The organism is Aestuarium sp. (genome assembly GCF_023253315.1).
Lineage (GTDB): Bacteria > Pseudomonadota > Alphaproteobacteria > Rhodobacterales > Rhodobacteraceae > Marivivens > Marivivens donghaensis.
The window spans coordinates 54,925-80,412 of the sequence record NZ_JALRGW010000008.1 but is presented as its reverse complement, the minus strand read 5'-3'; the positions used below and the strand labels follow the sequence as shown (position 1 = coordinate 80,412).

Genomic DNA, 25,488 nt, shown 5'->3' with positions numbered 1-25,488 from the left:
TATACTAAGACCGCGATGAACCACTTCCCCCCTCTCCGCCTCCTTGTCACCTTCGAAGCTCTATCGCGCCATGGTTCTATGCGTGATGCGGCAGCACGGTTGAACGTTACACAGCCCGCCGTGAGCCAGGCGATCAAGGCGCTCGAAGATTACATTGGGGTTAGGTTAATCGACCGATCCGTTAGGCCCTCACGCATGACGGAAGAAGGCGAACTCCTCGCCCGTGCTGTTCGCGAAGGCCTAGGGCGCATCTCTGCTACGCTAGAAGACATTCGGGCGATGCAGGCAGATGCAGACCGTCAGATTACCGTGGCCTGCACGCTCGGCGTGGCCACATATTGGTTAATGCCCCGCTTATCGGGCTTCTATGATCGCCATCCCGAAATCACGGTTAACGTTCAGGCACCCGCCTCCGACCTCCCCGTCCTCTCGCCCGGCGTGGATATCGCGCTACGTTACGGCACGGGCGGCTGGCGCGAGGGCATCAATGAAAAGCTGTTCGACGAAATCGTCTGCCCTGTTGGTTCGCCTGATCTGATCGCGCGTTTGATGGCAGATGGGGCGGGCCTCGACACGGCCCCTCTCATCCATGTGCGCAACCCGCACAACCAACACTGGGCGGGATGGGAAGATTACCTTGCCGCCAAAGGGATCACTCGTCCACGCAGCAGCGGTCAGAGTTTCAACAACTATGTCCAAGCTATGCAGGCCGTGATCGACGGACGCGGGCTGATGCTTGGCTGGCGGTCGATCACCGAACGCGCCGTCCTCGAGGGCACCCTGACTGAATGGCCGAACGGCGCGCACGACTTAGGCACGGCCTATTACATCTCAACGGGCGTTGACCCGTCGAAAGATGCGCTACTGTTCACCCAATGGCTCCGCGAAGAGGCCGCATAGGTTATTCCGCAGCCGTCCCCATAACCTCTTCCATCCAGCCCATGCGCAGTTCAGGCACAGATTTCAGCAACATATCGGTGTAGTCATCGAACGGCGGGGCGAGGACTTCGGATTTTTTGCCATAGCGGACAAGTTTACCGAGGTGCATCACTGCAATCGTGTCCGCAATCGCCCGAACAGTCGCAATGTCATGCGTGATGAACATGTACGACACCTGTTCACGCTCTTGCAGATCAGCCAGCAGCTTCAGGATGCCTTCAGCGACCAAGGGGTCGAGGGCGCTCGTCACCTCGTCACAAATGATCAGCTTGGGCTTTGCGGCAAGCGCCCGAGCGATACACACCCGCTGCTTTTGACCGCCCGATAGTTCCGCTGGATACCGATCGATGAACTTCTCACCCAGTTCAATTTCATCGAGCAGTTCAACCACACGATTGCGTAACTCTTTACCCTTCATGCCGAAATAGAATTGCAAGGGTCGCCCGATGATCGTGCCAACGGTCTGACGCGGGTTCATCGCGACATCAGCCATCTGGTAGATCATCTGCAATTCACGCAAGTCGTCCCGCGAGCGGGATTTTTGGTCGGGCGTCAATTGCCGACCATCAAACACCATTTGCCCCGCGCTCAATGGCAAGAGCCCCGTGATCACCCGTGCCAACGTAGACTTGCCCGAACCTGACTCGCCCACCACAGCGAGGGTCGTCCCCGGTTGGATCGCCACATTGATGTTCGACAACACATCGCGCGTCATTCCGCGATAATTGGCACGGAGACCTTTCACTTCGAGGATCGGCGGGAGATCCGTGTTCTTTTCCTCGTGATCCTTGGCAACTACAGACACCAGCGCCTGAGTGTACTCTTCTTTGGGTGCCGTGATGATCTGTTCGGCTGTGCCATATTCAACCATCTTACCGTGCCGCAGAACCATGATGTCGTCCGCGATCTGCGCAACAACGGCGAGGTCGTGGGTGATATAGAGCGCCGCAACACCCTGATCCCGAATGGCTGCCTTGATCGCCGCCAAAACACCAAGCTGGGTCGTCACGTCGAGCGCCGTCGTCGGTTCGTCAAAAATCACCAAATCGGGTTGCGGACAGAGCGCCATTGCCGTCATCGCCCGCTGCAACTGACCACCAGAAACTTGGTGCGGATATCGATTCCCAAAGCTTTCGGGTTCGGGCAGACCCAGTTTGCGGAATAGATCGACAGCGCGTTTTTCGGCCTCTGCCTTCGTTGCACGGCCGTGCGTAATCGCGGCCTCTGTCACCTGCTCCATCAACCGTTTTGCAGGGTTGAATGCCGCCGCTGCCGATTGCGCGACATAGGTCACTTCTGCGCCACGCAGCGACCGCAACACACGGCCACGGGCTTTACGGATTTCACGACCGTTCAGATGGATTTCCCCACCCGAAAGCTCGATCCCGCCGCGACCATAAGCCATCGCAGAGAGGCCAATCGTCGATTTTCCTGCCCCCGATTCACCGATGAGGCCCAGCACTTTGCCCTTTTCGAGCGTGAGGGACACACCATCAACAATCGTGATCCGACGCGGCGCTTCACCGGGTGGATAGGCGGTGGCTTCGATCGTTAGGTTGTCGATCTGGAGAATTGGCTTATCCATTGCGGCCCCCTTTCAACGATGATGTGCGGTCGAGCACCCAATCCGCCACGAGGTTGACGCTGATCGAAAGCGCAGCAATTGCAATCGCGGGCAACAACGCGGCTGGGATACCGTAAACAATCCCGTCTTTGTTCTCTTTCACAATGCCACCCCAGTCTGCATTTGGTGGCTGCACACCAAGGCCAAGGAACGACAGCGTCGACACAAAGAGCACCATAAAGATAAAGCGCATACCCGCTTCGGCTACCAACGGTGACAGCGCGTTAGGCAGGATTTCACGGAAGATGATCCATGCGCGGCCTTCACCGCGCAGCTGGGCTGCTTCGACAAAGTCCATGACTGCAATGTCGCTGGCAACAGCGCGGGACAAACGGAACACCCGCGTCGAATCCAAAAGCCCCATCACGAGGATCAGCACGGGAATGGTCACGGGCATAACGGACAGGACCACCAGCGCAAAAATCAGCGTCGGGATCGCCATGATCAGATCGACAAAGCGCGACAGAAGTTGATCAATCCAACCACCCACAACGGCAGCAAATAGACCTAGGACAGACCCAGTGACAAAGCTCACAACGGTCGCAGCAATCGCCACAAGGATCGTCGTGCGACCCCCCCAAATGAGGCGGGACAGTAGATCACGACCGATGTTGTCAGTGCCAAGCCAAAACTCGGATGACGCAGGTTCCCAAACATCGCCTACGATCTCGCTTAGCCCATAAGGCGCGATGATGGGGGCCGCGATGGCGGAGAGGATGAAAAGACCAGTGATGAACAGCCCGATCAGGGCCGGAATGGGAACACGTCTCATTTCGGGTGCCTCAATCTTGGGTTCGCGAGGATCGAAACGATGTCAGCAAACATGTTCAGGAAAATGTAGACCGCCGCAAAGATCAGACCGCAGGCCTGCACAACGGGCACGTCACGTTTGGCCACGTGATCGACCAGATACTGGCCCATACCGGGGTAGACAAAGACCACCTCGACCACGACCACACCCACGACGAGGTATGCCATATTGAGCATCACGACGTTCACAATCGGCGCGATGGAGTTCGGGAAAGCATGGCGCCAGATCACCGACGACCGACGGATACCTTTGAGCTCTGCCGTTTCGATGTAGGCCGACTGCATCACGTTCAACAGCGCTGCCCGCGTCATCCGCATCATGTGGGCCAGAACCACCATTACAAGGACGGCAATCGGCAGTGAAATCGCATGCAATTTATCGAGCATGCTCATCCGATCGTTAAGCATCGCAACGGACGGCGCCCAGCCGAGCTGAACAGCGACGTAATACATCAGGATGTAGCTCATCATGAACTCTGGCACCGAAATCGCCGAAAGTGTAACTGCAGAGATCAATTTGTCAGGCCAACGGCCCCGATAAAGAACAGAAATAAGACCCAAAGTGATCGCCAAAGGCACCGAAATAATCGCAGCCCATGCCGCAAGGAAAAGCGTATTTCCCATGCGATCTGCAATCGACTGACCGATATCACGACCATTGGTAAGTGACGTTCCCAGATCACCCTGCAAAACACCGCCCAGCCACGACATATACCGTTGATAGGCAGGAATGTTCAGGCCCAATTCTTCGCGCAGGTTGGCGAGGGATTCAGGCGTTGCAGATTGACCAAGGATCGCTTGGGCGACATCGCCCGGCAAAATTTGTGTGCCGAGAAAGATCATAATCGACACGAAAAAGATGAGAACGAGGCCCAGCGAAATCCGCTGGGCCAAGAGTTTTAATACAAGTGCGTTCATACCGCTGGCCTCAGGCCAGCCAGCACTTGGCAGGAGCCAAACCGTTCATGACTTCCCAGACGCCGTTTTCTTCCCAGCCCTGAACTTGATCGCTGACGCCTTCGACGAAGTCGTTGAACATCGGGCAGATCAGGCCGCCTTCGTCCGCAAGGATGTCTGCCATTTCGCGGTAGAGCTGCTTGCGACGACCTTGGTCCAGTTCGCCTTTGGCTTCAAAGAGTTTCGCGTCAAATGCTTCGCTCTTAAAGCGGGTGTCGTTCCAGTCTGCGGTCGACAGGTAAGCGGTCGAATACATCTGGTCCTGAACAGGACGGCCACCCCAGTAGGAGGCGCAGAACGGCTGAACGTTCCAAACTTCAGACCAGTAGCCATCGTTCGGCTCACGGCTGATTTCCAGCGGAATGCCACAGGCACGCGCGCTTTCTTGGAACAGTTGCGCTGCGTCGACAGCACCCGGGAATGCACCTTCTGCAACGCGCAGGACGATCGGGCTGCCATCGTGACCCGATTTTTCGTAGTATTCACGCGCCAGTTCAGGGTTGTATTCGCGCTGCGGACGGGTGTCGTCGAACAGCGGGTATGCTGCGTTGATCGGAATATCGTTACCGATCGAGCCGTAGCCCTGAAGGATTTTCTCAACCATTTCACCACGGTTGATCGCGTATTTCAGCGCCATCCGCAGATCTGGGTTATCGAACGGTGCGGTGTCACAGTGCATGATAAAGACGTAGTGACCACGGCCAGATACGCTCTTAACCGAGATGCCCGGTGCGCGGTTCAACAAGGCCGCAACTTTCGGTGCCACGCCGTTCACGATGTGAACCTGACCCGACTGCAGGGCCGCGTTACGAGCGGTTGCATCGTTGATCACAGCGAATTCAACACCGTCAAAGTGACCGCGGCTGCTGTCCCAGTAATCCGCGAACTTTTCAAAGGTATAACGGACGCCCGGCTCAACCTCGACCACGCGATACGGACCAGTGCCGATACCAGCGCCAGGGTTGTCACGGCCACCGTTCGGCTGGATCACGAGGTGATAGTCCGACATCAGGAACGGAAGGTCAGCGTTTGCATCAGTCAATTCGACGATGAAGTTGTCACCATCGACGCTCATGTTCGCAATGCCCTTCATGATGCCCAAAGCACCCGACTGCGCGTTCTCATCCGAGTGACGCAGCATGGTTTCCATGACGTCGTTCGCGGTCATCTCAGAACCGTCGTGGAACTTTACGCCCTGACGGATTTTGAAGGTCCATGTTTTCGCATCGGGGCTGGAGAACACATCGGTCGCCAGACGCATATCGAGCGAACCATCGCCGTTTACGTCGAGAAGCGTTTCACCAAAAGTGCGCATCGCGTGGAACGAAACCTGTGCGAGCGACAGCGCTGGATCGAGGGAGTCGGTGCTTTCACCACCGCCAAGACCCATCTTCAGGATGCCGCCTTTTACTGGTTCGCTTGCCAGTGCCGCTCGGAACGGCATTACGCCCCCGATCAAAGCACCAAAGCCGAGCGCACTGGCTCGGCCCAACAATTGACGGCGTGACAGTCCATTGCTGCTGAAACGCTGATAAGTCGAAGTCTTTTTCTGGTCAGTCATTTCTAGTTCCCTGTTGTTGGTTAGACCATTTTTCGTCCCCGTTTTCGGGGTATTAATGGGCCCCGATTGTTCGGGACCCTAATCTGAAATCGGCACCTACCCCGCTGCGCGCGGCTGACCGACATATCGCCCAACACCCTCCGTTTGGTATGCTGCATGGCTTTGCGCTAAATCGGCAAGCTTTTTTGCAACTTCGGGTTTTGGTTCGCAGGTTCGGCGGGCGTTTAAATCGGTGTGAAGAAGAAGGGTTTCCACAGTCGCGGAGAGTGTTCCATCCGACCGCCATAGGCGATGGAACAGATGCATCTTCTTGCCTTCACCGCTTAAAACCTGCGTTGTGATCGTCAACTGATCACCTGCGTGCACCTCGTCTAAGTACCGAATGTGACTTTCAACGGTAAAGTAACTTAGACCAGAAGCGACGTATTGAGCATCAGCACCGACCAATTCCATCAACCTATCAGTCGCAAGAGACGCTGCCTCTAGGTAATGTGTTTCGTTCATGTGGCCGTTGTAATCCGTCCAGCTGGTCGGAACTTGGCGACGCACGGTGACGGGGAGCCCATCCTTTTCTTCGGTTAAATCCAGAGAGGATTCATGGGTTTTCACCACTCCACCCGCGCCCGAACCCGTCCGTTTCAGCGCCCGCACCATGCCGACGATGTTGTCATCGCGCAGACGTTCTAATTCACGGATCGACATATGGCCGGATTGCGCATCCGATTGCCCCGCGATCAGATCGACAAGCTCGTCCGTAAACTCGGGCACATCCATGAGTTTCGTCCACGGCCACGACAGGCACGGTCCGAACTGCGCCATGAAGTGCTTCATGCCAGCTTCGCCGCCCGCAATGCGGTAGGTTTCAAACAGGCCCATTTGGGCCCAGCGGATGCCAAAGGCCATGCGGATGGCTTCGTCGATTTCCTCGGTGGTCGCGACACCGTCTTGGACCAGCCAAAGGCTCTCGCGCCAAACTGCTTCGAGCAAACGGTCCGCGATATGCGCATCGATTTCCTTGCGCACGATCAGCGGGAACATCCCGATGCTTTTGAGCGTTTCAGCGGCTGCTGCAGTGCGTTCAGGCGCGCCAACCAGTTCGACCAACGGCAAAAGGTAAACAGGATTGAACGGGTGCGCGACAACAGCGCGTGCGCCTTTTTCGTTCAGTTCGGACGGTTTGAACCCAGACGTTGATGACCCAATGATCGCACCTTCGGGTGCCATTTGCGAAAGGGAACCAAGAACCTTGTGCTTTAAGTCCAAGCGCTCCGGAACGCTTTCTTGCACCCAGTCCACATCCGACACAGCGTCGCCCATATCGTCGCAAAAGGTCAGCGTTCCCTCGGCGGGCAACGCCCGATCATAGAGCGCAGGCAGCGCACGACGAGCATTCGCAATCACCTCGCCGATTTTGCGTTCGGCCTCGGGATCGGGGTCAAAGACATTGACGTCCCATCCATTCAGCAAAAACCGCGCAGCCCAACCGCCGCCGATGACGCCACCACCAATGACGGCGGCTTTTTTACGTTTCGCAATCATGCCATCACCTTGGGTGCACGTTTCACGAGGCCGAGTTTTGCGCGGACTTCCTCAGGCCCGATCACACGAGCGCCCAAATTTTCGATAATCGTCACCGACCGCTCAACGAGTTGCGCGTTGGTCGCCAACTGCCCTTTGCCAAGCCAGAGGTTATCTTCGAGCCCAACCCGCACGTTGCCACCGGCCAGAACTGCAGCAGCCACATAAGGCATCTGATCACGGCCAAGGCTGAACGCAGACCAGTTCCAATCAGCGGGCACAGCGTTCACCATCGCAAGGAAGGTGTTCATGTCATTCGGCGCGCCCCACGGCACACCCATGCACAGCTGAACGAGGGCCTGACCGTCGAGCGTACCCTCTTCCACCAATTGCTTAGCGAACCAAAGGTGCCCCGTATCAAAGGCTTCGATTTCAGGCTTCACGCCGAGTTTGGTCATCATGCCGCCCATCGCCCGAAGCATGCCGGGGGTGTTGGTCATGACGTAATCAGCTTCGGCAAAGTTCATCGTGCCGCAGTCCAGCGTGCAAATCTCTGGAAGGCACTCTTCGATATGAACCATCCGTTCGGTCGCGCCGACCATGTCCGTCGCGGCGGCATTCACTGGGAACGGTGCTTCGGTCGATCCGAAAACGATATCACCCCCCATCCCTGCGGTCAGGTTCAGCACCACATCAACCTCAGAATCGCGGACACGTTCGGTCAGTTCACGATATAGCGCGGGGTCACGAGACGGCTTACCCGTTTCAGGATCACGCACGTGACAATGAACAATCGCGGCGCCCGCTTTTGCTGCATCAATCGCGCTATTCGCGATCTGCTCTGGACTGCGCGGAACATGCGGCGACCGGTCTTGCGTCGCGCCAGACCCTGTAACAGCACAGGTGATAAAGACCTCTTTATTCATTGCCAACGGCATCGAGAACTCCTGACATACATCGGTACGGGTCAGTTGGCGCAAAGCAGATGTTCGATTCCAACCACCTATTTGTAAAAATGGTATGGCGTAGATGTCGGTTTTATTGTTCCTATTGTGACAATAAATCGTCCAATACTGTCAGAATGAGATGAAAACAGTCACCGTCCTGCTCTACGATGGGTTCTCGAATATGGTGCTGTCGTGCCTCCTTGAACCGCTCCGCGCAGTGCGGGATCAGGGGCAGGCTGAACTGTCGTGGCGCATTGTGACACCACACGACGGCCCAGCGCAGAGTTCGAGCGGGCTCAAGATTTCACCTGATTGTTCCATCGCAGAGGTGGGGCGATCTGACCTTCTAATTGTCGTCAGCGGCTACGGATTTCGTGACTATTCGAAGCCAGAACAACTCGCCCCACTGCGCAGACTGACACGTCAGGCCGACGCAATCCTTGCTGCAGATACGGGCAGTTGGATTTTAGCGGCCGCGGGTTTGCTCGACGATCAAACGGCGACGATCCACTGGGCCGTTATTTCCGATTTTACCGAGGAGTTTCCACGAACCCGCATCAGTTATGATCGATTTGTCAAAGGTAGCCGCATCTCGACCTGCGGCGGGGCCTCGACCGCGATGGAGTTGATGTTGGCGCTGATCTCGGACCAGTTTGGTCCTGCAAACGCGTTTATCGCCTCAACGATGTTCCTTCATGATGCAGAGCGTCAACAAACGACAGGGCGCGGGGCGAATAGGTTAGAAGGCAAAGGCACAGCGCAGCTTCGGCAGATCGTTAACCTAATGGTCGAAACCATTGAGACACCCCTGTCGCTCGAAGACCTTGCCCAACGGTCTGGCCTCACCCGCCGAACCCTCGACCGTCTATTCCAAGCCGAACTCGCAATGTCACCTGGTCGCTACTACCAGCTGATGCGCCTCAGCCATGCGAGGGAGCTGGCCGCGAGCACTGATTTCGACCTCGACACGATTGCCATTCGTTGCGGATATTCATCGGCCTCTGCATTGGGCAAGGCCTTCAAACATGCCTTTGGTCACCCAATCCGCAAATCACACGGCAACCGCCCGCACTAACCTGCCAAATGGGCAATTGCGTTGATGATCTGATCAAAGGCCCGTCGGGTCATATCGCTCCGATCCCGCGCACGGAGCCAGCCATGCACCAGTCCGTCCTGCTGGCACAAATGGACCTCGCCTTGGATGGCATCCGCATATCGAACGGCATCGTCACAAAGTGGATCACATTCCGCGGGGAACAGCCATGTGGGTGGCAGCGTAGTTAAATCGCCCAACGCAGGGATCAGCCGCAGATCATCAGGCGATCCCCCCCTCACGTCCGCGTAAAATTCCAGATCAGCAGTCGAGAGGAGAGGCGCGTGTGCATGGACATCAAAACTCCCGCCACGCGCAGAATACCCAATCATCGGATAGATCAGAACCTGCCCCACGAACCCCAAATCAGCCCGTGTTCCAGCAATGGCGGCGCAAAGCGTACCACCTGCACTATCGCCGCAGAGGATAACAGGCCCCTCGGCGCAGAGTGCCTCGGCAACCGCGACCGTATCGTCATAGGCCGCTGGGTGGGGGTGTTCGGGCGAAAGACGGTAATCCACTGACACCACTCGACATCCGGTTCTATCCGCAATCTCAGCGCAAACATCGTCGTGGCTCTCTAACCCACCCAGAACAAAGCCACCGCCGTGTGCGTATAAAACCGTGGTCTTGGTTTTAAGTCCGTAGAGCCGCACAGGAACGCCCGCGATCAACTGATCTGACACCTGCAGACCTTCGGGCCGACCTGCACGAAAATGCGCGGCCATGGCGTTATAGACTCGTCGTTGCGCGGCCCAATCGGTTGGCTCGAGGTCATCGGGATAAAAGGCCAGTGTCTCGTCGATGAAGGCGAGAACCTCGGGTGAGAGATACTGGCGATAGTCCACGATCAGCGCCCCTTCCAAACGGGATCACGCTTTTCGGCAAAGGCACGCGCCCCTTCCAACTGATCCTCAGACCGATAGAGCCGTTCGACCGTCGCAAACTGGCTTTTGGTGATGCGGTTCATGGCATCTTGGAATTTCATATCCTCGGCCTCGCGCACGATCTCTTTGATCGCGGCAAAGACGAGAGGCGGGCCATCGGCCAATTGCGCGGCGAGTTTATGCGCCTCCTCCATGAGGGTCGCGGCGGGCAAAATACGATTGACCAATCCCCAACGCGCGGCTTCTTCGGCATCGAACCAACGGCCCGTCAACAGCATCTCCATCGCGATGTGATAAGGGATGCGTTTCGGCAATTTGATCGACGCCGCATCCGCCACCGTCCCCGACCGAATTTCTGGAAGTGCAAAGGTCGCGTGATCGGCGGCGAGGATGATATCGGCACTCAGGGCCAACTCTAACCCACCACCACATGCAATCCCGTTCACCGCAGCGATGACGGGTTTATTGAGGCCGCGCAGCTCTTGCAGCCCACCAAACCCGCCTTTGCCATAATCCCCGTCAACGGCATCGCCACCAGCGGCAGCCTTGAGATCCCAACCAGGGCAAAAGAATTTATCACCTGCTCCCGTGATGATCGCCACGCGTAGATCGTCATCATCACGGAATTCCGTGAAAACCTCACCCATCTGACGGCTGGTTTCCAGATCAATCGCATTAGCCTTTGGGCGGTCCAATACGACCTCAAGAACGGCACCATGACGGGTGACATGCAGCGGGGATTGGGTCATTGGTTTCCTCCCATTCGGATCAGCGCATCGACCGCGATGGCCTCATTTGGTCCGCAGAGCAGCGGATTGATTTCGACTTCTTTCACCACGTCTTGGTTCGCTTGCACAAACTCTTGCACAGAGAGAACCGCCGCGACAATCGCATCCACATTGGCGCCCGCCTTGCCACGATAGCCCTGTAACAGGGGGAAACAACGCAAACGGCAGAGCGCATCTTCGACTTCTGCAGAAGAAACCGGCAGGAGGAGCGACACTGTATCTGACAGAATTTCCGTCAGGACTCCCCCTGCCCCAATGGTCAGAACGAACCCGTGTGCAGGGTCACACAAGACGCCGACCAGAAGCTCTGCAACTGTTTCGGTGATCATCTCTTCGACTAAGAAGTCGGAACATGGCATCGCGTCAGCGGCAGCTTTGACCGCTTCCGCATTCGTAAGCCCCACGCGAACGGCGCCCGCTTCGGTTTTATGCGCAAACCCGATCCCCTTGAGTACGACGGGAAACCCCAGATCGTTGGCGGCGTCACCTGCATCTTTGGCGCTATTGACCACGGCGGATTTTGGCACATGAATGCCATGATGACTGAGCGCAGACTTTGCTTCTGCCTCGGTCAGCATTTCCGCATCCTCCCGCAGGTTTGGCAAAAGCAGCGGCACCTGTGAGGTCGCATGAACCTGCGACGCAGCCGCAATCGCGGCGAGCCCATCGGCCATCCCGCACAGCGGCACAACGGACCGATCCATCGCCTCAGCCGCAATCGCTTCTGGCATCCCCTCAGCCATGCTCGCCAGCAAAGCCATCGGTTTTCCTGTAGCGGCGGCGGTATCGGCTACCGCGTTCAGGACCAATTTCCACTCTGGCGCGGCAAAACGATCCTCGCGCGGGAAATCCAGAACCACGCAGCCCATGGCCAAGTCGCCCTCCATCATCGCAGTAAAGCAACGGGTCAAAGCGGCCTGATCGCCCCAGATATAGGTGTGATAATCCAACGGGTTGGCCAAGGCGACCTTGGGGCCAAGCGCCTCGCGCAGGGCATCTGATTGGGCGACATTCAGGGGTGGATAGTCGACGCCAGAGGCCATCCCGATATCCGCCATCAGCGATGCCTCACCGCCAGAGCATGACATCGACGCGATCTTATTCGAGGACAGCCCGCCCGTCACATGCAGGACCTTGAGCGTTTCCAATAGTGCGGACGGGCTATCGACCTGCGCGAACCCCAACCGCCGCATAAGGGCCTTTGCGCCTGCATCGCTCCCCGCGAGGGAGGCGGTATGGGACACGGTCGCTTGCTGCGCTTGATCTGAGGCGCCGACCTTCATCACAACAACGGGTTTGCCTAATCGCTTCGCCGTATCCGCCAAGGCCTCGTAAGCGCGAAGATCATTTACCCCCTCGATATGTAGCCCCAAGGCCGTCACGCGCGGATCAGAGAGCAGTGCGGCACCAATATCGGCCATGCCCATCTGCGCCTGATTGCCGACCGTGACCACATAAGCCACGGGCAACCCACGCCGCTGCATAGTCAGATTAATGGCAACGTTTGAGGACTGTCCAACGATGGCAACGCCTTTGTCGCACGGTACCATCCCATGCACATCGGGCCAGAGTGCCGCCCGATCCAACGCGTTCACAAACCCATAGCAGTTTGGCCCAAGGATCGGCATGTCACCCGCCGCAGCGACAAGTTGCTCTTGGAGACCATCGCCATCGGCGAGCTCGGACGACGCCTCTCTAAACCCTGATGCGAAACAGACGGCACCTCCTGCCCCACGCGCCGCAAGGTCAGAAACGACGCCAATGGTTGCCTCACGGTTCACACCGATAAAGGCCGCATCGGGCGCTTCGGGCAAAGCCTCGATCGAGGCATAGGCTGTGACCCCCGCGACCTCCGCTCGGGTCGGATGCACAGGCCAGATATGTCCGTCAAAACCAATCCGCTGGCATTCGCGGATGATATTCGCGCACCACCTGCCCCCTCCAACAACCGCGATGGAGCGAGGCTTCATCAGGCGATCAAGTGCCACCATGTTAGGCTCCCAAAGGACGGAACAGGTCGCGGCTGATGATGTGGCGCTGAATTTCACTGGTGCCATCCCAGATCCGCTCAACCCGCGCATCGCGCCAGAACCGTTCGATCGGGAAGTCATCCATGAGCCCCATGCCGCCGTGAATTTGCAATGTCGCATCGGTCACACGCGCCAGCATTTCCGAGGCGTAGAGCTTAGCACTCGCGATCTCTCGGTTCGCCTCCATCCCCTGATCCAGACGCCACGCGCCAGACAATGTCAGCCAATCTGCCGCGTCGATCTCTGTAATCATGTCGGCGATCTGAAAACTGATGCCTTGGAATTTCGCGATCTGCTGACCGAACTGTTTCCGCTCTGCCGCGTAGCTGAGCGCATGATCGAAACATCGCCGTGCGCGCCCAACGCAGAACGCGGCGACAGTCAAACGGGTCGCATAGAGCCATTCGTTCATGACAGCAAACCCACCATCGACCTCGCCCAAAACCTGCGCATCAGGAAGGCGGCAATTGTCAAAGTAGAGGATGTAGTTTTTATACCCACGATGCGACACCGAGGCGTAACCCTCGCGCACTTCGAAACCGGGCGTTCCACGGTCGACAAGGAAACAGGTGATCCGCTTTTTTGGACCCTTCGGCGTGTCATCGACACCCGTCGCAACAAATACGATGAAAAAGTCCGCGTGTTCAGCACCAGAAATGAAATGCTTGGACCCGTTGATCACCCAATCGCCGCCATCGCGTTGGGCCTGACATTTCATCCCCCGCACGTCAGACCCAGCATCTGGTTCCGTCATGGCGAGGGCATCCATTTTCTCACCACGAACAGCGGGCAAAAGGTATTTCTCTTTCTGCTCACCTTCGCAGGCCATCAAGATATTCTGCGGACGCCCAAAGAAGTGGGTCAGTGCCATAGACCCGCGACCAAGTTCACGTTCGACAAGCGTAAAATCGAGGTGCGACAGCCCAGCGCCGCCGACCTCTTCGGGGAAATTGCAGGCATAAAACCCGAGGTCGATGACCTTTTGTTTGATCTCTAACCCCAGTTCCAGCGGTACCTGCCCAGTGCGTTCAACCATGGCCTCATGCGGGTAGATTTCGTTCTCTACAAACGCCCGCACGGTGTTAACGATCATGTCTTGTTCTTCGCTCAGCCCAAAGTGCATGGCGTTCTCCCCTTGTCGCGTTGGATCAAGGATGCGAGAAGTTGCCAAAGCACATCATGCAGATTTAGTAAAATATCATGCAGATTTGGAAATCATCTGACACCACCCGCACGGTCGGCATCCTGTTGTTCGATGCGTTTTCCAATCACTGCCTCGCCAACGCGGTAGAACCACTTCGCGCCGCCAATACCCTCGCCCGCAAACAGCTCTATCAATGGCAGTTTCTGAGTCTACAGGGCGGCACAATCACGTCGTCCAGCGGACTTCCCGTGCACACCGAACACACACTCAGGCACCATTCTGGCGGGGATTATCTGTTTATCATGCCCAGCTATGACTTTCAGAGCCACGCCACTTTGGCCTGCAATCAAGCTCTCAGATCGGCCAGCACGCGTTTCAAAACACTCGTCGGCATGGACATGGGAAGCTGGCTGCTCGCCTCGGCGGGGCTTTTGGACGGACGCCGCGCGACGATCCACTGGGACGAGATTGACGCCTTTGCCGAACAGTTCCCCGATGTCACGGTCAGCGAGGATCGTATCGTGAAAGACGGGAACATCTTATCCTGCGGCGGGGTGACGACCACCTTTGATCTGGTCCTGTCCCTGATCGAGGACCACCATGGGCCTATGCTTGGCTTAGAGGTCAGTTCGCTTTTTATGTATGGCGAAAAGGCGACGATGATCGGCACCCGACCGAGTACGACAAAGCCGCAGAAAATCCGTGCGGCGGCGGCACTCATGCGTCGGAATATCGAAACGCCGCTTTCTGTTCCTGACCTTGCAGAGCGGATTGGCTTGACTGAGAAAGCCTTTACCGCCGCTTGCAAAACGGCCTATGGCTTTGGCCCACGGCGACTGTATCAAGCGATCAGACTGAGAGAGGCCAGACGTCTGGCAACGCATTCCAGCATTTCGATCGCTGAAATTGCGGACCGTTGCGGATATCAGAATGCCAGCGCCATGACCCGCGCGTTTCGGGCCGAATTTGGTTGCACGGTCAGTGACCTACGAAAGACGCCAACGGTCCGTTGACGCCCCAATCATGGTTCAGGACAATCACATCCTCGACAGAGCGGCCAACCAGTGACGCGAGGTCTGACCGTCTGATGAGCGCAGCGGGATTTGTGATCGCCATGTGCAAGACATCCTTTGGCGGCACTCCCAACCCAATCAGCCGCGCAACGCCCTCTGCCATTGTCGTGTGCGCCCCTGCCAAGGCCCCTTCGGCATTCACAAGGCGACCATCCTCCACCCGAATGGTAGTTCCATAGAGGTCGAACTGATCAGGCCCACCAACGGTCGGCATCGCGTCCGAGACAAGGAATATCCGTCCCTGCGTTGCGCGAACGGCAATCTTTGCCACGCGATCTTCGACGTGGATGCCATCCGCGATGAGGCCGACAAACGGCGCGCGTTCCATCGCTACGCCAGCCAAACCTGCGGCACGGTGCGTCATCGGCGACATAGCGTTGAACAGATGGGTCACTGCCTGCGCCCCAGCCGCAAAGCCAGCCTCGGCTTCCTCTGCCGTGGCATCAGAATGCCCGAGAGAGACGATCACTCTCATCGCCACGAGGTCTGCAATCGCCGCCGCATCGACGACTTCAGGGGCAAGTGTCAGCAAGACGGTAACACCTGCGTCGCGCAATCGCTTAACCGCTGCAATGGTGTTGTCATCCATGGGCCGCACATGCGCAGCTGAATGGGTGCCGCGTTTAGACATGGCAATATGCGGGCCTTCGATATGAAGGCCAAGGACATCGCCTTTGGCCGCAATGATCGCGTCGGTGACAGCGGCCAAAACGTCAGGCGCGTCAGTGATCACCGTCGGCATAATGCCAACAGTCCCAAACCGCCGATGGGCCGCGCAGATTTCGGAAATGCGGCTGGGTTCGGCGTTCAGCAAAACGCCGCCACCACCGTTGACCTGTAGGTCCAAATACCCCGGAGCTAGGGTGCCACTGATCTCAGCCCCACGCCGCGCGAGCGGGGTGACCTCAACGATCTGACCACCTCCAATACAGAGCGACGCAGGCCCCAAAGAGGCCCCATCAAACACAGATTCTGAGAAAACCCACTCAGTCATCCGCGCTTTGCCGCCATGCCACATAGGCAGCACCAAGGGCACCAGATGCGTCGCCACCTTTGGCAATTCGAATATCGGGAATAGGGAAGCCTTTGAACTGCGCGTTCGTCAGCGCCACTTTCAGATCTTCGACAAGGTGGGGAACCTTGCTCAGCCCGCCAGCCAAAATGATCAACTCTGGATCACCAATGGTGTTGAGCGTAAAGAGCATCTCTGCCGTCAATTCGCACCAAATGTGCCAAGCCTTACCCCGTTCGGCGGCGATATCTTTTGGGGTCGACTCGAGACTTTTCACCGCTTTTGCGATCCGCAACAGCCCCGGCCCTGCAATAAGCGTTTCCATACAGCCGACACGGCCGCAGCCGCAGGCCACGAGCGGCAAGTTATACCGTTGCACCAAATGGGCTGGCAGCGCGATGTGACCGATTTCACCAGATGTTCCCGATGTCCCCGCCTGAAGCCGTCCATCGACCGACAGCCCACTGCCAATCCCCGTACCAATGATGACGCCTGCCACACGCTTCACGCCTTCTCCGACGCCAAAGACAGCCTCGGACAAAAGTAACGCCCGCGCATCGTTGATCCAAACCAATGGGCGCTTTGTCACTTTGACTACGTCAGAGACAAGCGTTCGTCCCGTCGCAGGAAGGTTCGACGTGAGAGCCACGCCCGTTTCAGGGTGGATCAATCCAGCCGCCGAAATACCAACGGGGACGTCACCGCAGGATGACACCAGTTTTTTGAGCGCAGAAATCAAACCCTCATAGGTTTTCGGTGTGCTGACCCGTTCGGTCGCAACCAATTTCCATCCACGGTCAAAAATCTGTGCTTCGATCTTGGTCCCGCCGAGATCAATTCCTGCTGCGATCATCCTGTCCCCAAAAAGAATAAGGTGGGTCGACGCCCACCTTATCCAAATATTTAACGATGTTACCAGCCTATTGGATCATTCGTTCCAAGCTTTGTCAGTACCACCTAGGCCACCAACCTGAACGCGGGTCGGCAGGCCGATCTGGTCCAGAATGGTAAAGAACGGCTTGGGGTCGAGCTCTTCGACATTGCGCATGGTCTTTGCGTCCCATTCGCCTGTGGCAACCAGCATCGCCGCTGCGACAGGCGGAACACCTGCGGTGTAGGAAATGCCTTGGCTGCCGACTTCTTCGTAGGCTTCTTTATGATCGGCCACGTTGTAGACGAACACCTCAACGTCTTGACCGTCTTTCGTGCCCTTCACGAGGTCACCGATACAGGTCTTACCTGTGTAGTTCGGCGCCAGCGAGGATGGATCAGGCAGGACAGCTTTCACCACTTTCAACGGTACCACTTCCAGACCTTCGGCAGTTGTGACTGGCTGCTCGGACAGAAGGCCGAGGTTTTTCAGAACGGTAAAGACGTTGATGTAGTGGTCACCAAAGCCCATCCAGAAACGGACGTCAGCCTGTGGATAATTCGCAGCGAGGCTGTGAACTTCATCGTGGCCCGACTGATACGCGCGGCATGTGCCAACCACGGGGAGGTCCCAATCGTGGCCAGAGGCAAACATGGTTGTCTCTTTCCACTGCTGGTCTTCCCAATAGTAAACGACGCCTGTGAATTCACGGAAGTTGATTTCAGGGTCAAAGTTCGTCGCAAAATATTTGCCATGCGAGCCCGCGTTGATGTCGACGATGTCGATGGACTTTACCTCGTCCATGTATTCGTCAATCGCAAAGCGCGCGAATGCGTTCACCACACCCGGGTCGAAACCAGCGCCCAAAATGGCGGTCACGCCCTTCTCAGCGCAGAGGTCGCGCTTCTTCCATTCGTAGTTCGCATACCACGGCGGAGTTTCGCAAATCTTTGCGGGATCTTCGTGGATCGCCGTGTCGATATAGGCAACGCCTGTTTCGATACAGGCATCCAGAACGTACATATTCACAAAGGCAGAGCCTACGTTGATGACGATCTCAACACCCGTCTCGCGGATCAGGGCTGCAACCGCCGCCGTATCCATCGCATCAACCTGATGGGCCGCCAAAACGCCCTCTTGTTTCATCGCGCCCTTTTCGCGGACCGACTCAAGGATCGCTTCACATTTGGAAAGCGTCCGGCTCGCGATATGAATCTCGCCAAGCACATCGTTATTTTGCGCGCATTTATGCGCTACGACCTGAGCGACGCCGCCAGCGCCGATGATGAGAACGTTCTGTTTCAATGCACAGGACCCCCTTTGGTGGTAAGTTTAAGGTTAGGTTTATCGCCCTGAGGCGACACATTCACGACAATGCAGCCGAAAAATCTTCGTATGTGAAATCGCGGACCAATCGTTCGGTACCGTCGAGTTCGCGAATGGCAATCGCAGGCATCTTTACGCCATTGAACCAGTTCTTCTTAACCATAGTGTAGCCTGCCGCATCCTGAATGGACAGGCGATCACCTGCCTTGAGTGGCGCAGGGAATTTGAACTCGCCAAAAATATCGCCCGCAAGGCAGGATTTTCCGCAGACCATCCACTCTTGATCGCCGCTCTCGTTCATCTTTGCGCTTTCGCGGTAGATCAGCAGGTCGAGCATATGCGCCTCGATCGAGCTATCCACGATGGCAAGGTTTTTGCCGTTGTGCAGCGTGTCGAGAACCGTCACTTCTAGCGTGGTCGATTTGGTGATCGCCGCCTCGCCTGGTTCCAGATAGACCTGCACTTCGTTCTGTTCGCTAAAGCGTTTCAGGCGCTCAGCGAGCTTTTCAAGCGGGTAATCCTCGCCAGTGAAATGGATACCACCGCCAAGGCTGATCCATTCCATCTTGCGGATCAGGTAACCAAACCGCTGTTCAATGCTGTTGAGCATCGCGTCAAACCGATCAAAGTCCGCGTTCTCACAGTTGTTGTGGAACATGAAGCCAGTGATCAGATCGGCAACGGGTTCGATGTTTTTCGGGTCATGTTCACCCAGACGGCTAAACGGGCGCGCTGGATCGGCGAGGTCAAAACCAGAGGTCGACACACCGGGGTTCACACGCAGGCCGCGTTTATGGCCGCGTGATACTTCCTCATGGCGGGTCAGCTGACCGACCGTGTTGAAAATGATCTTGTCTGAGTTCGCCAAAACCTCGTCCATCTCGTCGTCTTTCCAAGCGACAGAATAGGCGTGGGTTTCACCGGGGAATTTTTCGCGGCCGAGCTTCACTTCAAACATAGACGACGACGTCGTGCCGTCCATGTATTCGGACATAAAATCAAACACTGACCACGTCGCAAAACACTTGAGCGCCAAAAGCGCCTTTGCCCCCGAATTTTCGCGGAGCCAAGCAATTTTTTCTATATTAGGAAGAAGACGAGCCTTATCGATAAGGTAGTACGGCGTGTCGATCATCGGTTTCCCCCGTGAGGCAAAGGAACTCAAACCAGAAACCGCGACATAGGGCCTTTGCCCCCATGGGACAAGTTTAATTTGTGATCAATCCTCTACGGTGTCGATCCACTGGAGCAAAACATCCTCTGACTTGATCTGGATAACACCTTTTTCAATGGTGATCACACCGTCGCGCCGCATACGACCTAAGTTCTTGTTCACGGTCTGACGCGAACACCCGACCGTATCGGCGATAAAGGTTTGGCTATGCCGAACGCTATTATCCGAACAGCGCAACTGAAGAAGATAATGCGCAATCCGCTGCGGGACGTTCATATCCTTTTCGGCACTTCGGAACATATTGAAGCGCAGCATGGCCTCATACATATGCGCCGAAAGGTTGCGAACAAATCGGGGATCGGTCGTCAGGTCAGCAAGCTGAGCCTTTTCGATCAAAAGAACGCAGCTCCCTGCGGTCGCCCGTCCACTCGCCGCAGCAGTCCTATTGGCAAGGCATTCGATACCGCCCAATGTCATACCCACATTGGCAATCAACAATGGCGTGCGGGTGCCGGCAGACGAAAGGTAGCAAATCTCTACCTGCCCTTGTGCAACCAAATAGAGCCCTAGGGGCACTTGATCCTGATGAATGAAATCCGTCGCCTCTGGGAAGTATTGCATGCGAGCTGCATCGATGAGTCGGATTTTCTCCAGTTCCGAAAAACCGTCGAATATCTCGCTCCGCATCAATTGTGGGAACCGTAAACTATTTCTTATCCCTCGACTCGGCTTGTCAGCCGTGCCTTTGTCCCCAAGCATCGGAACTCCGTCGGTGTTATATGTGAAAAAGCGCAGCAGCAGAGATGCACTGCATGCTGCGCCCATACTAAATACGAACCACAAACTAAAGTATATATGATATATACGTAAGGATATAATGTCTTTGAGGCGACACCATAAACCATTGAATCATTTTCAGTGGAGACTGGTTAGCAAGCCATTAACAAAAAAAGCCCGCGAACACGTCGCGGGCCTTTTCTTGCTTTGACGAAACCTTACTCAGCGGCTTCTTGGTAATTCGAAAGCGGCGGACAAATGCACATCAGGTTACGATCCCCCCATACGTTGTCCACCCGATTCACAGGTGCCCAATATTTGTCCACACGGAACGATCCCGCTGGGTAACAGGCCTCTTCACGGGTGTAGGGACGTTCCCAATCACCGATCAGGTCCTCAACAGTATGCGGCGCGTTGCACAGAGGGTTGTTATCAGCGGGCCAAGTTCCCGCGGCAACCTTGTCGATCTCAGCGCGGATGGACAGCATCGCATCGATAAAGCGGTCCAGCTCTGCCTTCGTCTCGGACTCGGTCGGCTCGACCATAAGCGTTCCTGCGACAGGCCAGCTCATCGTCGGCGCGTGGAACCCGTTGTCGATGAGACGCTTTGCGATGTCATCGACGGTCACACCGTGATCATCGGCAAACGGACGCGTGTCGAGGATACATTCGTGTGCTACGCGACCATTGCGGCCTTTGAAAAGGACGCCGTAGCCAGCTTCCAGCCGTTTAGCGATGTAGTTCGCGTTGAGGATCGCGACCTTGGTCGCTTGGGTTAGGCCCTGCCCGCCCATCATCAACACATAAGCCCACGAAATAAGTAGGATCGACGCAGACCCCCAAGGTGCCGAGGACACCGGTCCCGTTTCGCCACCCGTTTCCGGGTGTCCGGGAAGGTAAGGCGCGAGGTGCGCTTTGACCCCAATCGGACCCATGCCGGGGCCACCGCCGCCGTGTGGGATCGCAAAGGTCTTGTGCAGGTTGAGGTGTGATACGTCACCGCCGATTTCACCCGGTTTAACCAAGCCAACCATTGCGTTGAGGTTCGCGCCGTCGATGTAAACTTGGCCGCCGAACTGGTGCGTGATCTCGCAAACCTCGCGCACGGTTTCTTCGAACACGCCGTGGGTCGACGGATAGGTGATCATGCAAGCCGCCAGACGGTCGCCCGCTTTCTCAGCCTTCGCGCGGAAATCCTCAACGTCGATATCGCCGTTTTCTGCGGACTTCACCACGACCACATCCATGCCACACATCTGCGCCGAAGCAGGGTTCGTGCCGTGTGCAGAGACAGGGATCAGACAGATGTTACGCTGCGTGTCGCCGTTGGCCTTGTGGTAGGCCATGATGGTCAAAAGGCCTGCATATTCGCCCTGCGCGCCAGAGTTCGGCTGCATCGACATCGCGTCATAGCCTGTCACGACGCAGAGCTTTTCACTCAGGTCAGCGATCATCTCTTGATACCCAGCAGCCTGATCAACTGGGGCAAAGGGGTGCAAGAACGCAAACTCTGGCCACGTGATCGGCATCATTTCCGCTGCCGCGTTCAGTTTCATAGTGCACGATCCCAGTGGGATCATCGCACGGTCAAGCGCAAGGTCCCGATCCGAGAGACGACGCATATAGCGCATCATTTCCGTCTCTGCGCGGTTCATGTGGAAAATAGGGTGGGTGAGGTAATCCGACGTGCGGATCAGATCCTCGGGGATTTCGTAGTGATGCGTGAGGTCTTCGTCCTTTGCATCGATACCGAAGGCTCGCCAAACCGCTTCAATCGTGGAACGACGGGTGCGCTCATCGAGGCTGATACCGACCTTAGTTTCACCGACTTTGCGTAGGTTAATGCCTTCTTCAACGGCCGACTTCATAACGGTGCCCTGAAGGGGTCCAACCTCCACTGTGACGGTATCGAAATAGGCATCAGGTTCGACCTTGAACCCTGCGGCTTCGAGGCCTTTCACCAGTCGAACGGTCTTGCGGTGGATACGCTGCGCAATAGCCTTTAGGCCCACAGGACCGTGGAACACCGCATACATCGACGCCATCACCGCCAACAAAGCCTGAGCCGTGCAGACGTTCGACGTCGCCTTTTCGCGACGGATGTGCTGTTCACGGGTTTGAAGCGACAGACGCAGGGCACGGCCACCGCGACTATCGACCGACACACCCACAATGCGCCCCGGCATGGACCGTTTGTAGGCATCCTTACAGGCGAAATAGGCCGCGTGTGGACCACCGTATCCCAACGGTACGCCGAACCGTTGCGTGGTGCCGACGGCAATGTCCGCCCCCATCGCTCCCGGCTCTTTGAGCATGGTCAGGGCGAGCGGATCCGCAATTACAATGCCAATGGCGTTAAAGTCATGCAGGTCCGCGATCTGTGCAGTGAAATCACGCACGTGACCATAGGTGCCCGGATATTGGAACACAGCGCCAAAGACCTTGGATGCGTCGAGGTCGTCGGGGCAACCCACGATAACTTCGATCCCCAACGGCTCTGCGCGGGTTTTGATGACCGCGATGTTCTGCGGATGGCAGTTTTCATCGACAAAGAACGCGTTTGCTTTGGACTTTGCCACGCGCTGCGCCATGGTCATCGCCTCGGCTGCGGCAGTTGCCTCATCCAAGAGCGACGCGTTCGCAATTTCGAGGCCCGTCAGATCACAAACCATCGTTTGGTAATTCAACAGCGCTTCAAGGCGACCTTGCGAAATCTCGGGCTGGTAGGGCGTATAGGCCGTATACCACGCGGGGTTTTCCAAGATGTTGCGCTGAATGGCGGGCGGCGTCACGGTGCCGTAGAACCCCTGCCCGATCAACGAGGTCATCTGTTTGTTTTTCTTGGCCACGTTGCCGAGGAAATACAGCAGTTCACCTTCCGACTTGGGCTTCCCAAAATCGAGAGGTTCGGACTGACGGATGGATGCAGGGACCGTCTGTTCGATCAATTGATCGAGGCTCTCAACACCCACAACACGTAGCATTTCTTCCATCTCGGCGGGGCTTGGCCCGATATGACGGCGGTTGGCAAAATCGTAAGGGCGGTAGTCGGTGGGTTCAAACGGCATGGGCCTATCCTCGGGCAAAAAAGGTCTGACTGGGGGCGACGACCGCCCCCATTTCTGTCGTCCAGCACTGAATGTCACGAAGCTCTAACCACATGACATATCAGAGAAATTATCCGATGTGCGCCTTGTAGGCGGCTTCGTCCATGTATTCGTCAAGCACGGACAAATCTTCGACTTTCATCTTGAAGAACCAACCGTCATTCAACGGATCGTCGTTCACCAAGGATGGGTTGTCAGCCAGAACGTCGTTCACTTCGACGATCTCACCATCCAGCGGAGCAAGGATGTCAGAGGCTGCTTTAACCGATTCAATCACAACCACTTCGTCGTCTTTTGCGACTTCGGTGCCTTCTTCGGGCAGTTCCACAAACACAATATCACCAAGCTGCTCGGTGGCGTGTTCGGTAATACCGACAACGACCAGATCACCTTCGACGCGCAGCCATTCGTGTTCTTCTGTGTATTTCATGTCCAAAATCTCCTGTCGGACCTTAACGCTTATATGTTGATGGACGGAACGGAAGTGCCGTCACTTTAGCGGGCAGGCGCTTTCCACGCACTTCACCCCAAATCACTGTGCCTTCTGCCGAGAGCTCGGCGGGGACATAGCCCATAGACATCGGTGCATTAATGCTGGGCCCGAATGCGCCAGAAGTCACCTCACCAATCGGTTCGCCTCCGACTTCATCGGCAAAAAGCATCGTATGGGCCCGCATTGGCGCACGCCCATCGGGCAAAAGCCCAACGCGCGCACGGGCAGCACCGTTTTCAAACTCAGCGAGGATACGGTCGGCACCAGGGAACCCACCAGCGCGATCACCGACGCGACGCGCCTTCTGGATCGCCCACTTGAGGTCAGCCTCAACGGGCGTCGTTGTCGTGTCGATATCGGACCCGTAGAGGCACAGCCCCGCCTCAAGTCGCAGGCTATCACGTGCACCTAGGCCAATCGCCGCAACATCATCGTCCGCCAGCAAAGCACGAACATAAGCTTCAGCTTGATCATTGGCGACCGAGATTTCGAAACCGTCTTCGCCCGTGTAGCCCGACCGTGATACCCAGAGATCGCCAAAGGCGCTCGGCACAGTCGCCACATCCATGAATTTCATCGCAGCAACGTCGGCAATTTTCTGAAATGCTGTCTCGGCTTTCGGCCCTTGCAGAGCAACCAGCGCACGGTCGGTGATTTCCTCAACCTCGATACCCGCGAGGTTTGCCCGCATGTAAGCAATATCGGCATCTTTGCAGGCCGCGTTTACGACGACGAACAGGTGATCGCCACGGTTCGCAAACATTAGGTCGTCGCGAATACCACCTTCGTCATTGGTGAACAGGCCATAGCGCTGACGACCCTCTGCGAGGCCCTGCACATCCATCGGCACCAGTGCCTCGAACGCAGCAGCGACACCTTCGCCACGCAGGATCACCTGCCCCATATGGCTCACGTCAAACAGACCTGCGTTCTCGCGGGTCCAGAGGTGCTCTTTCATAACGCCCAAGGGGTATTGGACTGGCATCTCATAGCCAGCGAAAGGAACCATCTTGGCCCCGAGTTCCACGTGTAGATCGAAAAGCCCCGTGCGTTTCAAATCGGACATACTGCCTCCAGCATCCGGGCCATCGGCCCGCTTCATGATGCCCCCTCTGTCCATTGCGCCTGAGATCGTTATCCCTTCGGCGGACGCTGACGCGTCACTCTCCAGAGTGTTGATACGTGCAAGGTCCTTTTGCCTGAGAGTTTCCTGGGGCGGTTGCTCCTTCGGCACTGGTGATCCAGTTCTCCCGAACACGTATGTTTCCGATAGGAAATTTTTCACCCCCCGTCCAGTGGGAAAATGCGACTCTTTCCATTTCATTTGCGCCATCACGCAATGACTAGGCGAAAGCGA

Annotated in this window: 21 protein-coding genes and 1 riboswitch; of the genes, 3 read left to right on the top strand and 18 right to left on the bottom strand. The window is 56.6% G+C overall.

Annotated elements, in window-relative coordinates:
• Positions 1-15 precede the first annotated feature (15 nt).
• On the top strand, positions 16-900 hold the full coding sequence (locus AC1QQ2_RS06620) for a LysR substrate-binding domain-containing protein (RefSeq protein ID WP_479712538.1): 885 nt from the start codon (positions 16-18) through the stop codon (positions 898-900).
• Between the two features lies 1 nt (position 901).
• Here AC1QQ2_RS06620 and AC1QQ2_RS06615 read toward each other — a convergent pair whose 3' ends face one another.
• From AC1QQ2_RS06615 to bcoG, 6 genes are all read right to left on the bottom strand, one after another.
• Positions 902-2,524, bottom strand: coding sequence for an ABC transporter ATP-binding protein (locus AC1QQ2_RS06615; protein WP_479712537.1), 1,623 nt, complete (start codon positions 2,522-2,524; stop codon positions 902-904).
• Positions 2,517-3,335, bottom strand: a complete 819-nt coding sequence (locus AC1QQ2_RS06610) for an ABC transporter permease (RefSeq protein WP_105234481.1) — start codon at positions 3,333-3,335, stop codon at positions 2,517-2,519. The genes AC1QQ2_RS06615 and AC1QQ2_RS06610 overlap by 8 nt, the downstream gene beginning before the upstream one ends.
• Positions 3,332-4,291 carry an ABC transporter permease gene (locus tag AC1QQ2_RS06605; RefSeq protein ID WP_479712536.1) on the bottom strand — a complete coding sequence of 320 codons (960 nt, stop codon included), beginning with the start codon at positions 4,289-4,291 and terminating at the stop codon, positions 3,332-3,334. Before AC1QQ2_RS06605 ends, AC1QQ2_RS06610 begins: the two co-directional genes overlap by 4 nt.
• 10 nt (positions 4,292-4,301) lie before the next feature.
• A complete protein-coding gene (locus tag AC1QQ2_RS06600) occupies positions 4,302-5,891 on the bottom strand; it encodes an ABC transporter substrate-binding protein (protein WP_479712535.1) in 1,590 nt (529 codons plus the stop codon).
• A 96-nt stretch (positions 5,892-5,987) separates the two neighbouring features.
• Complete coding sequence (locus tag AC1QQ2_RS06595) at positions 5,988-7,430, bottom strand: carnitine 3-dehydrogenase (protein WP_479712534.1); 1,443 nt, start codon at positions 7,428-7,430, stop codon at positions 5,988-5,990.
• The gene (bcoG, locus tag AC1QQ2_RS06590; protein ID WP_249945248.1) at positions 7,427-8,347 is read right to left on the bottom strand and encodes a 3-dehydrocarnitine:acetyl-CoA trimethylamine transferase BcoG; all 921 of its coding nucleotides are present in this window, start codon (positions 8,345-8,347) and stop codon (positions 7,427-7,429) included. Before bcoG ends, AC1QQ2_RS06595 begins: the two co-directional genes overlap by 4 nt.
• A gap of 148 nt (positions 8,348-8,495) precedes the next feature.
• Here bcoG and AC1QQ2_RS06585 point away from each other — a divergent pair, with 148 nt between their 5' ends.
• Complete coding sequence (locus AC1QQ2_RS06585) at positions 8,496-9,431, top strand: GlxA family transcriptional regulator (protein WP_479712533.1); 936 nt, start codon at positions 8,496-8,498, stop codon at positions 9,429-9,431.
• On the opposite strand, the gene AC1QQ2_RS06580 is transcribed toward AC1QQ2_RS06585, so the two are convergent.
• From AC1QQ2_RS06580 to AC1QQ2_RS06565, 4 genes are read right to left on the bottom strand one after another with little or no spacing between them, the layout of a single operon-like run.
• Positions 9,428-10,297, bottom strand: a complete 870-nt coding sequence (locus AC1QQ2_RS06580) for an alpha/beta hydrolase (RefSeq protein ID WP_479712532.1) — start codon at positions 10,295-10,297, stop codon at positions 9,428-9,430. The two genes, AC1QQ2_RS06585 and AC1QQ2_RS06580, sit on opposite strands and share 4 nt — an antisense overlap.
• A gap of 2 nt (positions 10,298-10,299) precedes the next feature.
• Complete coding sequence (locus AC1QQ2_RS06575; protein ID WP_479712531.1) at positions 10,300-11,085, bottom strand: carnitinyl-CoA dehydratase; 786 nt, start codon at positions 11,083-11,085, stop codon at positions 10,300-10,302.
• Entirely contained in the window at positions 11,082-13,115 is a 2,034-nt protein-coding gene (locus AC1QQ2_RS06570; RefSeq protein WP_479712530.1) for an acetate--CoA ligase family protein, read from the bottom strand. The genes AC1QQ2_RS06575 and AC1QQ2_RS06570 overlap by 4 nt, the downstream gene beginning before the upstream one ends.
• Position 13,116: 1 nt before the next feature.
• Entirely contained in the window at positions 13,117-14,277 is a 1,161-nt protein-coding gene (locus AC1QQ2_RS06565) for an acyl-CoA dehydrogenase family protein (protein WP_105234473.1), read from the bottom strand.
• Between the two features lie 77 nt (positions 14,278-14,354).
• On the opposite strand from AC1QQ2_RS06565, the gene AC1QQ2_RS06560 reads away from it, so the two are divergent.
• The gene (locus AC1QQ2_RS06560; protein WP_479712529.1) at positions 14,355-15,311 is read left to right on the top strand and encodes a GlxA family transcriptional regulator; all 957 of its coding nucleotides are present in this window, start codon (positions 14,355-14,357) and stop codon (positions 15,309-15,311) included.
• Here AC1QQ2_RS06560 and AC1QQ2_RS06555 read toward each other — a convergent pair.
• The 8 genes from AC1QQ2_RS06555 to gcvT all read right to left on the bottom strand — a co-directional run bounded on the left by AC1QQ2_RS06555 (position 15,277) and on the right by gcvT (position 25,197).
• Complete coding sequence (locus tag AC1QQ2_RS06555) at positions 15,277-16,365, bottom strand: N-acetylglucosamine-6-phosphate deacetylase (RefSeq protein ID WP_479712528.1); 1,089 nt, start codon at positions 16,363-16,365, stop codon at positions 15,277-15,279. The two genes, AC1QQ2_RS06560 and AC1QQ2_RS06555, sit on opposite strands and share 35 nt — an antisense overlap.
• Positions 16,358-17,236, bottom strand: a complete 879-nt coding sequence (locus AC1QQ2_RS06550) for an ROK family protein (protein WP_479712527.1) — start codon at positions 17,234-17,236, stop codon at positions 16,358-16,360. Before AC1QQ2_RS06550 ends, AC1QQ2_RS06555 begins: the two co-directional genes overlap by 8 nt.
• 75 nt (positions 17,237-17,311) lie before the next feature.
• Positions 17,312-18,559 carry a saccharopine dehydrogenase family protein gene (locus tag AC1QQ2_RS06545; protein WP_067551379.1) on the bottom strand — a complete coding sequence of 416 codons (1,248 nt, stop codon included), beginning with the start codon at positions 18,557-18,559 and terminating at the stop codon, positions 17,312-17,314.
• Between the two features lie 61 nt (positions 18,560-18,620).
• Complete coding sequence (locus AC1QQ2_RS06540) at positions 18,621-19,712, bottom strand: carboxynorspermidine decarboxylase (protein WP_479712547.1); 1,092 nt, start codon at positions 19,710-19,712, stop codon at positions 18,621-18,623.
• 87 nt (positions 19,713-19,799) lie between these two features.
• Positions 19,800-20,441, bottom strand: coding sequence for a Crp/Fnr family transcriptional regulator (locus tag AC1QQ2_RS06535; protein WP_479712526.1), 642 nt, complete (start codon positions 20,439-20,441; stop codon positions 19,800-19,802).
• Positions 20,442-20,749: 308 nt separating this feature from the next.
• Positions 20,750-23,599 (bottom strand): aminomethyl-transferring glycine dehydrogenase, encoded by a 2,850-nt coding sequence (gene gcvP, locus AC1QQ2_RS06530; RefSeq protein WP_479712525.1) that lies wholly within the window; start codon positions 23,597-23,599, stop codon positions 20,750-20,752.
• A gap of 109 nt (positions 23,600-23,708) precedes the next feature.
• A complete protein-coding gene (gcvH, locus tag AC1QQ2_RS06525; protein ID WP_067551388.1) occupies positions 23,709-24,068 on the bottom strand; it encodes a glycine cleavage system protein GcvH in 360 nt (119 codons plus the stop codon).
• Positions 24,069-24,090: 22 nt separating this feature from the next.
• On the bottom strand, positions 24,091-25,197 hold the full coding sequence (gene gcvT, locus AC1QQ2_RS06520) for a glycine cleavage system aminomethyltransferase GcvT (protein ID WP_479712524.1): 1,107 nt from the start codon (positions 25,195-25,197) through the stop codon (positions 24,091-24,093).
• Positions 25,198-25,308: 111 nt separating this feature from the next.
• A riboswitch (glycine riboswitch) is annotated at positions 25,309-25,394 on the bottom strand.
• Positions 25,395-25,488 lie beyond the last annotated feature (94 nt).